The 14,410-nt window shown below is 39.9% G+C and carries 13 protein-coding genes and 3 pseudogenes; 10 read left to right on the top strand and 6 right to left on the bottom strand.

What is annotated here, in order from left to right; translation table 11 throughout:
* Positions 1–239: 239 nt before the first annotated feature.
* The 4 genes from G4D76_RS03680 to G4D76_RS03670 are packed head-to-tail and all read right to left on the bottom strand — an operon-like array spanning position 240 to position 1,978.
* On the bottom strand, positions 240–1,007 hold the full coding sequence (locus tag G4D76_RS03680) for an RluA family pseudouridine synthase (RefSeq protein WP_213810565.1): 768 nt from the start codon (positions 1,005–1,007) through the stop codon (positions 240–242).
* Positions 1,008–1,054: 47 nt separating this feature from the next.
* A complete protein-coding gene (locus G4D76_RS14530; RefSeq protein ID WP_250130283.1) occupies positions 1,055–1,333 on the bottom strand; it encodes a thioredoxin family protein in 279 nt (92 codons plus the stop codon).
* A complete protein-coding gene (locus tag G4D76_RS14525; protein WP_250130171.1) occupies positions 1,330–1,551 on the bottom strand; it encodes a hypothetical protein in 222 nt (73 codons plus the stop codon). Before G4D76_RS14525 ends, G4D76_RS14530 begins: the two co-directional genes overlap by 4 nt.
* Before the next feature lie 19 nt (positions 1,552–1,570).
* Complete coding sequence (locus G4D76_RS03670; protein WP_213810564.1) at positions 1,571–1,978, bottom strand: disulfide oxidoreductase; 408 nt, start codon at positions 1,976–1,978, stop codon at positions 1,571–1,573.
* 131 nt (positions 1,979–2,109) lie between these two features.
* On the opposite strand from G4D76_RS03670, the pseudogene G4D76_RS03665 reads away from it, so the two are divergent.
* From G4D76_RS03665 to yhaM, 10 genes and pseudogenes are all read left to right on the top strand, one after another.
* A pseudogene (locus tag G4D76_RS03665) lies at positions 2,110–3,200 on the top strand (GAF domain-containing sensor histidine kinase).
* A complete protein-coding gene (locus tag G4D76_RS03660; RefSeq protein WP_026860174.1) occupies positions 3,201–3,833 on the top strand; it encodes a response regulator in 633 nt (210 codons plus the stop codon).
* A gap of 157 nt (positions 3,834–3,990) precedes the next feature.
* The gene (locus tag G4D76_RS03655; protein ID WP_213810563.1) at positions 3,991–5,310 is read left to right on the top strand and encodes a dicarboxylate/amino acid:cation symporter; all 1,320 of its coding nucleotides are present in this window, start codon (positions 3,991–3,993) and stop codon (positions 5,308–5,310) included.
* 226 nt (positions 5,311–5,536) lie between these two features.
* A pseudogene (locus tag G4D76_RS03650) lies at positions 5,537–5,982 on the top strand (helix-turn-helix transcriptional regulator).
* An 86-nt stretch (positions 5,983–6,068) separates the two neighbouring features.
* A complete protein-coding gene (locus tag G4D76_RS03645) occupies positions 6,069–7,199 on the top strand; it encodes a DUF445 domain-containing protein (protein ID WP_026860171.1) in 1,131 nt (376 codons plus the stop codon).
* A 53-nt stretch (positions 7,200–7,252) separates the two neighbouring features.
* On the top strand, positions 7,253–7,603 hold the full coding sequence (locus tag G4D76_RS03640; RefSeq protein ID WP_035786020.1) for a YlbF/YmcA family competence regulator: 351 nt from the start codon (positions 7,253–7,255) through the stop codon (positions 7,601–7,603).
* A gap of 89 nt (positions 7,604–7,692) precedes the next feature.
* Positions 7,693–8,877: a metallophosphoesterase family protein gene (locus G4D76_RS03635; RefSeq protein ID WP_026860169.1), complete on the top strand. Its 1,185-nt coding sequence runs from the start codon at positions 7,693–7,695 to the stop codon at positions 8,875–8,877.
* A 7-nt stretch (positions 8,878–8,884) separates the two neighbouring features.
* Positions 8,885–11,374, top strand: a complete 2,490-nt coding sequence (locus G4D76_RS03630) for an AAA family ATPase (RefSeq protein WP_250130169.1) — start codon at positions 8,885–8,887, stop codon at positions 11,372–11,374.
* Between the two features lie 147 nt (positions 11,375–11,521).
* On the top strand, positions 11,522–11,806 hold the full coding sequence (locus tag G4D76_RS14520) for an ATP-binding protein (RefSeq protein ID WP_250130168.1): 285 nt from the start codon (positions 11,522–11,524) through the stop codon (positions 11,804–11,806).
* 12 nt (positions 11,807–11,818) lie between these two features.
* Positions 11,819–12,757, top strand: a complete 939-nt coding sequence (yhaM, locus tag G4D76_RS03625) for a 3'-5' exoribonuclease YhaM (RefSeq protein WP_213810562.1) — start codon at positions 11,819–11,821, stop codon at positions 12,755–12,757.
* Positions 12,758–13,236: 479 nt separating this feature from the next.
* Here yhaM and G4D76_RS14515 read toward each other — a convergent pair.
* Together G4D76_RS14515 and G4D76_RS14510 are read right to left on the bottom strand one after the other, a co-directional pair.
* A pseudogene (locus tag G4D76_RS14515) lies at positions 13,237–13,730 on the bottom strand (peptidylprolyl isomerase); the annotation flags it as partial.
* A 31-nt stretch (positions 13,731–13,761) separates the two neighbouring features.
* The gene (locus G4D76_RS14510) at positions 13,762–14,349 is read right to left on the bottom strand and encodes a peptidylprolyl isomerase PrsA (RefSeq protein WP_250130167.1); all 588 of its coding nucleotides are present in this window, start codon (positions 14,347–14,349) and stop codon (positions 13,762–13,764) included.
* Between the last annotated feature and the right edge of the window lie 61 nt (positions 14,350–14,410).

The following is a 14,410-nucleotide window of genomic DNA, read 5'->3' as shown; positions in this document are numbered from 1 at the left end:
TCGTCATCCGGGACCGTTTGAGTTACGATGTGAACCCGACATCGTCATCCGTAGCCGTTTGAGTTACGATGTGAACCCGACATGGTCATCCGGAACCTTTTGAGTTACGATGTGAACCCAACATCGTCATCCGTAGCTGTTTGAATTACGATGTGAACCCAACATGGTCATCCGCAACTCAAAATACAGAACAAAAACAAAAAAACCTGCTCCCACAATGGGAGGCAGGTCAGAATATACTATACGTTTAGCGATACGCTGATTTCTTCGTCTGTAATCGGGTGTATGAATGATACTTTGTAGCCGTACAAGTGAAGGTAGGGTGATGGCGGTCCGCCATACAGTTTATCTCCAACAAGCGGGGCGTTTAAGTGTTTCATGTGAGCACGGATTTGGTGCGTACGTCCCGTTTCCAGTTCGATTGTCAGTTCTTCGTACTTGTCTGTAACTGTTTTTCCTGTGATATGAGTAACAGCATCTTTACCCGTTCTCGTCACATGGAAAATATTCGTATGCGGCATTTTACCAAGTGGAGCACTGATTTTCTGAACAGCAATTTTACTGTTTTTCTTAACGTGTCCCATGTAAATGCGTTTGATGTTATTTTCAGCAAGCATATAGTCGAGCATTTTTTTCATATATGCGTTTTTAGCCATCAGTACAACTCCTGTTGTATCCACATCAAGACGGTGAACCGGTTCGACATAGTCGCTGTCAACAGTGTTAATAACATCGTTAACGAGCGTATTATGCTCTGTCGGTTCATTCGGATGTACTTTTTGGCCGGGCGGTTTAGATGCAATCAGCAGGTTTTCATCTTCGAAAAGAATAACCGCTTTTTTAGTACTCTTTTTATAGCTGCTTGGTTCACTGAAGTCAGGTAGTGTAACAGTATCACCAGCACTGAGTGCAGTTTTTACCGGCTGTATTTCATTATTAATGAGGATGTCCTTTGACATACGCAGCCAGTGTAGTTCTTTTTTAGGAATATGGAGTGCGATAAGCATTTCTTCCAAAGTAGTTTCATTGAATTTCTCAGGTACGAAATTTCATATTATTCTCCTGCTGCTGTCATAAATTCTTCGAAACCTTCAGGTGAGCCTGGGTTACCTTCTAAACGTTCAACTTCTTCACCGTTTTCAAAGTAAATAAGTGTTGGTGTTGCATTAATGTTCCAAGTTTCCCAAGCGTCTTCATATTCTAAAACGTTAAGTTGTGTTACTTCGCCGTCATTGCTGTCCAGTGCCTCAGTCAGAAGCGGTGTTGCTTCCTGACAGTGTGAACATGTCGGGCTCCAGAAGTAGACGAATTCGCCTTCGCCTGAATTTACTATTTCTTCAACTTCTGTGTTTTGTTAGCCTGATAATTTTCATCATCCAGCAGATCGATTGTCGGTCCTGTCAGTTCATCTGGTTCTTTATCAGTGTAAGGGTAATACCCTGAATCACTTAAACTTTCCGGATCTGATGCCTGATTGTTCATAAATAAAAATACTCCTACGAATACAACGACGATTAAACCAATAATGCCGTAAAAAATCTTATTGCCCATAATTAATAGCTCCTATTCTTTAATCTTTTTTAATGAAGAATGATAAAATGAAAATAATGATGAATGCAGTCAATGCAAGAAGCGGGATAGTAATAAAGCTAGCCCAATTTATATATTGTACTGTACAGGACACACCCATACAAGCATTGGCGCTGTCACCGAGTGCCGGAATTTTTTGTAATGCATAGTGATAGGTAGATACCAATATACCAATTCCGCTCATCACACGGACGTACAACCCGGCATTGATATCATTTTTAATGATACCGATAAACGACAGCAGCACAATCGGATACATTAGAATACGCTGGTACCAGCACATCTCGCATGGCTCATACAGTCTGACTTCACTGAAGTACAAAGAACCGAGCATAGCGATTAGTGACACGATAAAAATCATTTGCATATACAATTTGTTATTTTTCATATCAGTGCCTGACCTTTCATTTTTGTTTTGTAACTTACTTTTTTATTATAAGTGCTAATCACTGTATTAAGTGTAACAAATTTCTTACAATTTATTAAAAGAGGTGTCAATTGTGAAAAGTAAACTGGCAGCTGTTAAAAGATATCGCAGAATTTTTAAATACGGAGACACACCGCCAGTCGATGATTGACGGGGCTTTAAAAATGCTCATTGATCATTCCAGCTTTAAAACCGGCTGGATTTTCTTTATTAATGAAGAAGGCAAACATGAGCTGAGTGCGCATTATCAATTGCCGCCGACGCTGCAGCATGACAGTAATACTTATCTTTGCAATGATAAATGCTGGTGTGTAAATAAATTTAATAAAGGCGAGCTGTCAAATGCGACAAATATCGTTGCCTGTTCAAGACTTGAAAAAGCTGCACGGGAAATGCCGGATGAGAACGATAATATTACGCATCATGCGACAGTGCCGCTGATCTCCGGCGATGAATCGTTCGGCTTATTAAATGTAGCCAGTCCATACAGCACCAAATTTCAAAAAGATGAATTGGATCTGCTCGAATCCGTTGCATTTCAGCTCGGTTCTACATTAAAGAGACTGGATTTAACAACGCGTGAAAAAGAAAATATGATTATTAAAGAACGCCAGCGGCTTGCAAGGGAACTGCACGATTCCGTTAATCAGATGCTGTTTTCCATCGGTATTACTTCACACGCGGCGAAAGCTATAAAAGACAGCGAACAGGCCGGTCTAGCTTTTGAAAGAATAGAGAATACATCGAAATATGCAATGAAGGAAATGAAAGCATTGATATGGCAGTTAAAACCAATCGGTCTCGAAAACGGTATTATTGAAGCGGTTAAACATTATGCCAAGATTCTAGATTTGAATATAGAAATTACCGTCAATGGATTTTATAATATAGCGGATGACATGGAAATAGAGCTGTACCGCATCATGCAAGAAGGCCTTAATATATTAGGAAGCATGCAGGAACAAAAGATGCACAAGTACTGCTGGAAATTACAGATGAGGAGCTCATGCTCGTTATCAGTGATAAAGGTCAAGGATTTATTCCGGCTGAAAAAATTGGCCTGAGCCACGGTTTAACAAATATGCACGAACGTGTTCATAAGATGAACGGCGCACTCGAAATTAAATCAGCTAAAGGGCAGGGCACCATATTAATTACACGTTTAAAACTCGGAGGGAATTAAATGTACAATATAATTTTAACTGATGATCATCAGGTGGTAAGAGAAGGCATGAAGTTTTTATTATCGACGACATCGGATATTAATGTAGTAAAGGACTTTGACAACGGTGCTGAAACACTTAAATATCTTGAAAATAATCACGACAATATTAATCTTGTATTAACAGATCTCGTTATGCCGGAAATGGACGGCATTGAACTGACTAAATTATTAAAAGAAAAATATAAGCATATTAAGGTGCTTGTGCTGTCGAGTTATACGAGCGAAGAATATATCCGGCCTGTTTTTCGTGCAGGTGCAGACGGCTATATTATTAAAGAGATGGAAGTCGATGAACTCGTTCAGTCGATAAAAAATGTTATAGAAGGGGACAGAGTTGTTCATCCTGATATTTTAAAGGTTATCGATGAAAAAGGAAATCTGCCGCATGAACGAAATATACTGTCGAGAAGAGAAACTGAAGTTCTAAAAGAAATTGTTAAAGGGCAGTCGAATAAAGAAATCAGCGAGGCACTTTTTGTCAGTGAAAAGACTGTAAAAACTCATGTCAGTCATATACTGAATAAACTGGAAGTTTCAGATCGGACTCAGGCCGTCATTTATGCAATAAAATTCAATATTATCGATTTTTAGAGCAAAGTGAGAAAAAAGTTTAACTCATGAAAACGCTTAACCATGCGATTTTAAGGGGTTTAACAATAATTTTACATTAAATTTTATGGACAAATCTCCGATGCTCAAAGTATACTTGAATACATGTTCAATGAATTATTAGCTTAGGGGGATACATATGAAAATAGGAAATAAACTCACAATCTATATTGTAATCGCTTTAATTGCGGGGATTGCAGTAGGTTCAATATTTAATACAATGGCGGATGCGGCGTGGGTCCAGTGGATTGATCAATACATATTTAACGTGTTAGGACAAATATTCTTAAATCTTATCTTTATGGTTGTTGTTCCAGTCGATTCATTTCTATCGTCTGGGTGTTGTCAGCGTGGGGATCCGCGTGGGGATCGCGTTATCGGTATTAAAACGATGATGTTCTATCTGGCAACAACAGCAATTGCGATTTCACTGGCAATTGGAGTTGCACTTATACTGCAGCCGGGTGAAGGACAGGCAGACTTACTGAATACTGAAGAAGTATCGGAGTACCGTTCAACAGAACTTGAAGGCGGAGATACTGAGCTCGCTATGCAGACAACATTTGATCAGACTTTAATTAACATTATTCCGGACAATCTGTTCATGGCGATGGCTGATCAGAATATGCTTCAGATTATTGCTTTTGCAATCTTCATCGGTGTCGGCTTAATCGCTGTTAAAGAAAAAGCATCAGGCATTGTTAAACTTTTTGAACAAGCTAATGAAGTGATTATGTGGATTGTTCTGGCAATTATGAAATACTTCGCTGCACTTGGTGCATTTGGTTTAGTAGCTACTGCATTTACACAGGCAGGGTTTGGCGCAATCCAGCAGCTTGGAATGTACTTTATCTGTGTACTGTTAGCATTGTTTATTCACTTTGCTGTAGTGTACGGCTCTGTAGTACAGTTCCTTGGGAAGAAAAGTTTCGTATGGTTCATTAAAATGTTTGCACCTGCAATGTCAGTGGCTTTCAGTACATCATCATCAAGCGCGGTGTTACCGGTATCACTAGAAACAGCGCAGAACAAACTGGGAATACGGAAGAGTATCTCAAGTTTCGTACAGCCTTTAGGTGCGACTGTAAATATGGATGGTACTGCAATTATGCAAGGTGTTGCGACAGTGTTTATCGCACAGCTGTCAGGTATTGATTTAACAATCGGGCAGATGGTAACAGTTGTAATTATCGCAACAATCGCAAGTATCGGTACAGCAGGTGTTCCGGGTGTCGGACTTGTAATGCTGGCAATGGTATTAACGGCAGTAGGACTGGATCCTGCAGCAATTGGTATTATTATCGGTATCGACAGACTTCTTGATATGACACGTACAGCGGTCAATATTTCAGGTGATGCAACAATCGCACTTGTTATCGATCATCAGCAGAATGTTAAAGAAGGCAAGTTCATTAAAGGTAAGAGTAAATACGTAGACGGTAAAATCGTTAACAAATAATTATTACTTAAAAGAAGTATGACCGGCAGTTTATTATTGTCTGTTCATACTTCTTTTTTATATTTTAAGTAGGATGAAAGAAATTGTTCAATAGTGAATAATTAGTGAATTTTTTCATAATCTCTTTAATTTGTAATGATTATCATTTACAATATATATCAGGTAAATTGATATACAAGCATGATTGATTAAGTTTTAATCGCGGTGCTATGAAGGGACGATTTTAATGGATAAGCAGGAATTTACAGAGATTCTACAGTCTAAGTTCAAGATAGTTCGGACGGAGGCTGGATACACCCAGGATGCTATGAGCCATACCATTGGATTATCCAAAAAAACGCTGGTACAAATAGAAAAAGAGCGAATATTACCTAACTGGACAACATGTATCTCGCTTTGTGCACTGTTTAGAGATAGTGAAGTACTGACGAATATTTTTGGCGGAGATCCACTGGAGCTGACACAGGTATTATCACGCGGCTCAGCAATATACCCAAATTATGAAAAAGAAAATATATATGGGAAACGCTTGAATCAAATAACGGCTTTAAATTAGAATTCAACAAAACGAATTCAATTTACAGAGTGTTAAATGCAGATAACCAGCCGGTTCATGCATCATATATTGAAAGAGAAATAAGAACTTATTTCGAGCGCAAAAGCAATCGATAAATTCCAGGCACCCGCAAGGGTGCTTTTTCTTTAATTTCTGCAAAAAGTAATATATAGTTATTAAGCTGATAAGGGGTGAAATAGTAATGAATCCAGTAACTCAGGTTTTTCTGATGGCATTAATTGGTGCACTTATCGGAGGAACGACAAATACAATCGCAATTAAAATGCTCTTCAGACCGTACGAAGCAAAATATTTATTTGGGAAACGTCTGCCCTTTACACCGGGTGTTATACCGTTACGGCGCGACGAAGCATCGACTAAGCTTGGAGAGATTATAACAGGGCATCTGTTAACGCCGGAAGTATTCAAAGAGAAACTTAATAGTCCTGAAACTGATAAATTAATTATGCACTTTATAGATAGACAGATAGAGACTATTGAAACTGAACGCCTGACACCGGGTTACTTTTTAGAACGGCTGTCAGCAGGACTGACGGATAAAATTGTCGATTCATTTAATGAAGAAATCCGCTCTAAAGTTACCGAAGAGGGCACGAAGCTTTACGATAGAAATATTGATGATATCATGCCGCCTGATGCGTTGAATGCTGTAGACTCAAAAGTCGCCCATCTTGCGTATGATATAAACGAAAAGCTGGTGCAGTATATTTCTTCAGATAAAGGGTTCAGTGATATTTATACGATGGTTGATGAGTTTACCGAAAACAGAGGAAGACTCGCACGCAGTATAAAATATGTAATGACGAAAGAATCAATGACTGAACGTGTTCAGACGGAACTGCTGAAGCTGATTCAGCAGGAGAAAATGATTGATATTGAAAACCGTGTGATTGAAGATGAGTATAATAAATTGAAACAAAGCGGGTTATCGGAACTTGTAACCGGCTCCGACCTCGATAATATTTTAAACAGTATAATAGAAGTACTGCAGCAGAAAATCGATATTAGACAAATATTGAATACACCGATTACTGATTTCAATAAAGAATTATTTGAGCGTTTTAAAGAAAAAGGGAAATATAAACTTAAAGATAATTTTATCGATTACTCAGGTAAAAACATGAGTAAAATTATGAATAAGCTGCAGCTTGCAGAAGTGATTAAAAAACAGATCGACAGTTTTGAATTAAGTAAACTGGAAGATCTCGTCATGGATGTTGCAAATAAAGAATTCAAAATGATTATGATGCTTGGGTATGTACTCGGCGGAATTGTCGGAATTGCACAGGGGATATTAGTATTGTTTTTCTAAATAGTAAATTTGTGTTAATGTAACAATATCAAACTTAAAGGAGTTTTATATTAATGGTTAATGTATACGATCAGGCTAATGCCCTTGAAACAGCATTACGTGAATCAGAAGAATTTCAGCAAATGAAGGATCTTTACAGCAAAGTGAACGGGGATGCTGAATCAAAACAATTGTTTGATGAGTTTAGAGAACTCCAGATGACATTACAGCAAAAACAAATGCAGGGCGAAGAACTTTTAGAAGAAGATATTCAAAAAGCTCAAAACTCAGCACAAGAAATTGAAAATGATGAAAACATTAAAAGTTTAATGGAAGCTGAACAGAAAATGAGTCAGCTTATCCAGGACTTAAACCGTGTTATCATGAAGCCTATCGAAGAGCTTTATGAAATTAACAATCAATAGTTAAAAATATCAGTTGAGAGGCCATGCTGGCCTCTTTTTTGTTATAATGTTGAAGAATAGAGTTTTTTTCCGAAGGAATGGTGAACCCAATGGTAAAATTTATCCATGCGGCAGACCTGCACCTGGACAGCCCGTTTAAATCCCGGTCTAAAATGCCTAACAATATACTCGAAATATTAATGACAAGTACATATAAAAGTGTCTCGCGGATGGTCGACTTCGCTATTAAAGAGAAAGTAGATTTTTTACTTATATCAGGTGATATTTTCGATCAGTCGAACCGTTCTTTAAAATCTGAAATTTTTCTGAAGAAGGAATTTAACAGATTAAAGGAGAAAGGTATATTCGTCTACATGATTCACGGTAACCACGATCCGATTTCTTTTGGCTTTAAAACAACGTGGCCGGATAATGTTTCTGTGTTCAAAGAGAACGTTGAAACATATGAAATGCTGAGTTCAAAAGGTGAGCGTATTTATCTGCATGGCTTCAGCTATCTGTTGGATGAATCATACGAAAACAAACTTGATGAGTATCCGACGAATACAGATAACCGCGGCATTCATATCGGCCTGCTGCACGGAACGTATGCGAAAACGAAATACGAAGCGAAGCGCTATACGGAATTTAATTTAGAAGCACTGAACAACAAGCTGTATCATTACTGGGCACTTGGTCATATTCACGTGCGATCGCAGCTGGCAGATTTACCGCAGGTTCATTATTCAGGAAACATTCAGGGACGCCATAAAAACGAAACCGGTGAAAAAGGATTTCTCCTTGTTGAAGGGGATGACGTTTCATTGGCGGCAAACTTCGTGCCGGTTCAGGAAGTAATCTTCGAAAATCTGGAGCTCGATACTGAGTCGCTTAGAAAAGAAGAACTTTATCAGCAAATTGTCGAATTTAAGCAGGGGCTGAGAGAACAGAGCAAGTACATCGTTAATCTCCAGCTGAACTATGACGGAGAAGATGAAATTTCTCAAAGTGACTATGCTGAGCTTATTGATCTCCTGCAGGAAGACGAAGTTAATATTTCTCAGTTCGTCTGGATTGATAATATTAAAGTCTCATATAATAATGAAGAGCAGATAGCAGTGCTGAAAGATATTAAGAAGAGTTACTCAGATAATGAAGAGTTATTCAGAAGCGCGGTTAATACTATGTACATGGATCCGAATATTAACCGGTACCTGCCGCCAATTGGTGAAGTATCTCCGGAAGAACTTCTCAAAATGGGTGAAGATCGTCTGAAAATGTTGATGAGGAAGTAGTGAAATTATGAGAATCCTATCAGATATATACGGTTACGGAAAAATTATTAAACAGGAATTTAATACGAATCAGGATTTCGTTCAGATATTCGGTGAAAATGAAGCCGGCAAGTCGACGATGATGTCATTTATCCATTCGGTACTGTTTGGGTTCCCGACTAAGAAAGAACAGGAACCCCGTCGTGAACCGCGTATGCATAACTTATACGGCGGCAAGCTGACTGTTAAATTTAAAGATGAACCGGAGCCTGTAGAAATAGAAAGACTTAAAGGCAAGGTCCAGGGCGATGTAAAAATTTACTTTAAAGACGGTACAACAAAAGGTGAGGAATGGCTCACTAAAAAAATGAATTATATAGATAAGCGTACATACCGCTCAATCTTTTCATTTGATGTGCTTGGGCTCCAGGATATTCACAAAAATATGACGGAAGACAAGCTGCAGGAATACCTGCTTCGTGCAGGAGCTCTCGGTTCTCACGAATATGATGAGATGCTCGGCGCAATCGATAAGGAGCTTAAATCTCTCTATAAAAGAAACGGCATTAATCCCGTCATTAATACAGAACTCGAAGATTTAAATGAGCTGAGCGATAAAATCCGCGGACTTGAAAAGAACGAGGATGAATATAAAACGCTGATTAATGAACAGGTTAAAACGCTTGAGAGCTTAAATTCCAAAAAACATGCACTCCATCAGATGGAATTAGTCCGCAAGCAGAAGATGAAAGAAGTTATGTATCATAAAGATATTAAGGACTGGAAGCAGCTTGAGAGCAAACTTAATATCGAACCGGTAAACTTTCCGGAACGGGGTATTGAACGCTATGAATCACTGCGTAACCACGTTAAGCAGTCTGCTAAAGATATTGGACTGCGGCAGGAAAGGCTTAAAACACTGATTGCTGAAATTCAGCATGTGAAGCTCCCTGACAAAACGATAGTAAGCTATTTAGAAGCGCTTCAAAAAGAAGAACCTGAAATTAAACAGCAGAACTTGGAAGTTATGCGTTTATCGAATTCGGTGTCAAATCTTGAAAATGATATATTAAATCTGCAGAAAGATATCGGCTGGAAAGAGGAATATCCGGATGTTGATGACTCAAACATCGTCCGTGAATCGGTGCAGTCGCTGCTGTCGAAATACGATGAGATTATGCTGGAAGAACAGTACTTAATTCGTGAAATTGACCATCTGAGAGCGGATATAAAACAGCTCGATGCAGAGATTGAAGAATCGTCACAAAATCAGATTGACGATCAGAGAATGAAGAAAAAACGTGAAGTGCTGGACCGTGAGTTTGAACTGACTGAGAAGAAGCGGATGTATCAGCTGATCGAAAAAGATTACGAGCGTGAGAAACGTGAACGTGACAGAGTTAAAAACTGGCAGGCAGCGCTGATTATTACAATCAGTGTGATTTCAATCGCAATCGGTGTAATGTTCATTATTAATAACAGCTATCTGTACGGCGGCCTTGCACTTGCTGTCGGAGCAGCAGCATTGTTTATCCTCGTTATTACAAATAACCGGGAACAGGATACGCTGAAGACCGATTATCAGCTTGAAGTCGACTCGCTGCAGGAAGAAATTAATGAACTGAAAAGCGAGTACAATATCGACTTTGATATCGAGGATGCGAAAGACCTGCGCCAGGAGCTGAAAGGGCTGCGTGCAAAACGTAATTCGTTTGCAGTTAAACTGGATGACCTGAAAGAAACGCTGTCGGTTAACGAAGCGAATCAGGATCATTTGAATATCCAGCTTTCTGAAGCGAAAGCGAAATTAAAAGTAAATCCTGAACTTGACGATAAGTATATTGTCGATGCGATATATACAATCCGTCAGATTAAACAGAAGCGTCATCAAATCAACCGTGAACAGCAGGAACTCGATAACAATAATCAGAAACTGAATGATTTTGATAAGCGTGTAAGTGAAGAAGTGAGCGCATTCGGCATTCATTATAACAAAACATCGATATTCCATGAAGCAGCTCAGCTTGCTTCAAAACTGAGTAAAGACGAAGCGGCATATTACAGCCTGCGTGAACAGGCCAATCTGCTTGAGAATGAAATAACAGTTCTTGAAGAAAGAAATAGCACATCACAGCGTGAACTGAACCAGCTCTTAGACTATGTCGATGCGGATGACGAAGAAGAATACTACTACTATGCAAGAAAACATAGTGAGTATGTCAGTAATGTTACCCGCTTTAAAGAACTCAGCGATAAACTGGATGAAGAACATTTCGATTACGACCTTAGAAATGAGCTGTCGGGACGCCTGCTCGCAGACTTGAAAACTGATGAAGATAATATCAGTGAACAGCTGGATAGTTTAAATGAACAAATTCAGCTTGAACAGCAGTCACTTGTTGAAATTAACAATGAAATCAAGGTGCTGGAAAGCGACGGCAAGCTGAGCGAACTGAATCACCTCTACGGTATGCGTAAAGGTGTTGTCCAGAGCCTGGCTGAAGATATATGTCGTTAGCATATATCCGCATCTTAATTGAGACGCATATTAAAGCGATCAAAGATGAACGTCTGCCGATTGTTTTAGAGAGAAGCGAGGGAAACATTTGAATTCGTAACGAAAGGCCGTTATATTAATGTCATCTACAGTGACGAAGGCATTTTCGTGAAACATAAGAATGGCCAGGTATTCCATCCGCTTGAACTGTCGCAGTCAACGAAAGAGATGCTGTACATCAGCTTACGTTTAAGCCTTATCAGAGCACTCAAAGGCTACTATCAGCTGCCGATTATTGTCGACGATGCATTCGTCCATTTCGACAGCGAACGTACAAAAACGATACTTGATTACTTTAGAAGGTCAGACGACCAGGTACTGTACTTTACATGTAATTTAAATACGAGCATACCATCAGCTCAAACGATTAAACTGAAAGAAAAAACGAAGTAGGAGGGTTCAGTAATGAATAAATTTCATCATTACAGCCTGGAGAGATTCTGTAGATACATTTTTCTGATTAAACGCAGTCAGCAGGGCGTGACTACACAAGGCAAACCATACATGACAATCGTGCTGCAGGACAAGACGGGAGAAGTTGAAGCAAAACATTGGAACGTCTCACCGAAAGACATCGATGTACTTGTTCCTGAGGCGTTAGTTAAAGTAAAAGGCGATATTATCGACTACCGCGGCAAGAAGCAGATGAAGATTGCAAACTTCCGTGTGGCAACACAGGAAGACGGACTGGAAGCTAAAGACTTCGTAGAAAAAGCACCGATTGACGGTGAAGAACTATACGATAAAATCTTAGACTACTGTCTGAAAATAGAAAACGGCAGTCTGCAGCGTATTACACGCCAGCTGCTGAATAAATTCCGTAAAGAGTTCTCATACTATCCGGCAGCAATGACGAACCACCACGACTTTGTGTCGGGACTGGCGTACCATGTCTACTATATGCTCCGCGTGGCAGACTCATTATGTGATATTTATCCGACGTTAAACAGAAGCCTGCTATTCAGCGGAATTATTCTCCACGATATCGGCAAAGTGAAAGAACTGAGCGGACCAATCGGCACGACTTATACTAACGAAGGAAACTTGATCGGGCACATCGTAATCGCAACAGAAGAAATTACAAAAGTTGCAGATCAGCTGAACATCGAAGGCGAAGAAGTTATGTTGCTAAAACACTTAATTCTCAGCCATCATGGTAAACTTGAGTACGGTTCACCGAAAGTACCGATGGTTAAAGAAGCAGAAATTCTGCACTTTATCGATAACATCGACGCACGTATTATGATGATGGACAAACATATTGATAAGGCGGATAAAGGTGCATTCACGGAAAGAATTTTCCCGCTTGAATCACGTAACTTCTACCGTCCGGAAAGTTTTTAATAGAATTAGATTAGATCCCCAGAGATGCGGGGATCTTTTTGGTGGTGGTGTGTAAACCGGGCGCGTTGGATTCAGAACAGGGAAACGCCGTTGTAACCCGGGAGCGTTGGATTCATAACAGGGGAACGCCGTTTTTAACCGGGGGCGTTGGATTCAGAACAGGGAAACGCCGTTGTTAACCGGGGGCGTTGGATTCACAACAGGGAAACGCCGTTGTTAACCGAGAGGGCTGGATTCACAACAGGCGAACGCCGTTGTTAACCGAGAGGGCTGGATTCACAACAGGGACACGCCGTTGTTAACCGGGAGGGCTGGATTCACAACAGGGACACGCCGTTGTTAACCGAGAGGGCTGGATTCACAACAGGGAAACGCCGTTGTAAACCGGGAGGGCTGGATTCACAACGGGGGAACGCCGTGGTATTTCAACAACAAAAAGACGCAAAGCCTATAGGCTTTGCGTCAATTCATATCAAATATTATTCAGCGTCTTCTTCAGTATCTGCTGATTCTTCTTCAGCATTCTCCTCAGTTGGAGCACCTTCAGATTCTTCTTCAGCTGCAGCGTCTTCCTGCTGCTGTGCATTTTCTAATGCTTCGTCAGCGTTAAGGAATGTTTCTTCAATGTACGTCTGAATTTCTTCGTTTTCAAATGCTACATTGTATTCTTCTAGGAGATCACGGTAGCCCTGCAGTGCCTGGCTTGGATCTTCCTGGATATTTTTGTTTACAATTTGTGTTTTAATTGTGCTTAATTCTTCTGCAGGTGTGTCTTCAAGAGTTACATCTTCATTAAGAATGATGTGGTAGCCGAATTGTGATTCGACCGGCTCTGAAATTTGTCCCGGCTCAAGTTCGAATAGTGCTGTTTCGAATTCTTCAACCATCTGTCCTTCACTTACATAACGAGCTCGCCGTTTTGCTGTGCGCTTCCTGTATCGTCTGAGTGCTCAGCAGCAAGTTCACCAAAGTCTGCACCGTCATCAAGCTGTGCTTTTAAATCATTAGCTTCTGCTTTTGCTTCTTTCTTTAGTCATTGCCGGTTCTTCTTCTTCACCTTCGGCGCCTGCAGCACTTTCTTCTGCATCTTCTTCAGCGAATGATACGAGTATGTGAGATGATTTTCTCACACTGTCGAATGCTTCTTCATCAGTGATTTCAAAGTAATCAGCAAAGTATAAATCATTTAGTGCATTGGATACACGCTGCTGTTTATATGTATCGACTGTCATTCCCGGCTGTGATTGCTGTAACATCATCGAGAAGTTTTCCTCGCCGCCGTATTGTTCAATTTCAGCATCGATTTGCTCATTGAGCTCATCCATATTTAGTTCTTCACTATATTTATCAGTTAAAACTTTGTCTAATACTAATTGGAAAGTCTGGTTTGCAACTTGATTAGTACCAATCTGGTTCAGCACGTCGTCTGCAGTAATATCTCCTGCATCACTCGTAGCAAGAACACTGCCGAATTCTACATCTCCGCCTTCATCTGTCGAAGCTGAATCCGTGCTTTCTTCACCTTCATTGCTGCAGGCAGCAAGACTTACTAAACCTAATCCTATTATAAATGGTGCAAATTTCTTCTTCATTCGAAAATTCTCCCTCCGGTTCATATACAAGGCATAATATATCATATAAAAAGGACGGTGC

This window comes from Jeotgalicoccus sp. WY2 (assembly GCF_018437745.1).
GTDB lineage: Bacteria > Bacillota > Bacilli > Staphylococcales > Salinicoccaceae > Jeotgalicoccus > Jeotgalicoccus psychrophilus.
The sequence above is the reverse complement of the archived record's forward strand: the minus strand, read 5'-3'. Positions and strand labels throughout refer to the sequence as shown.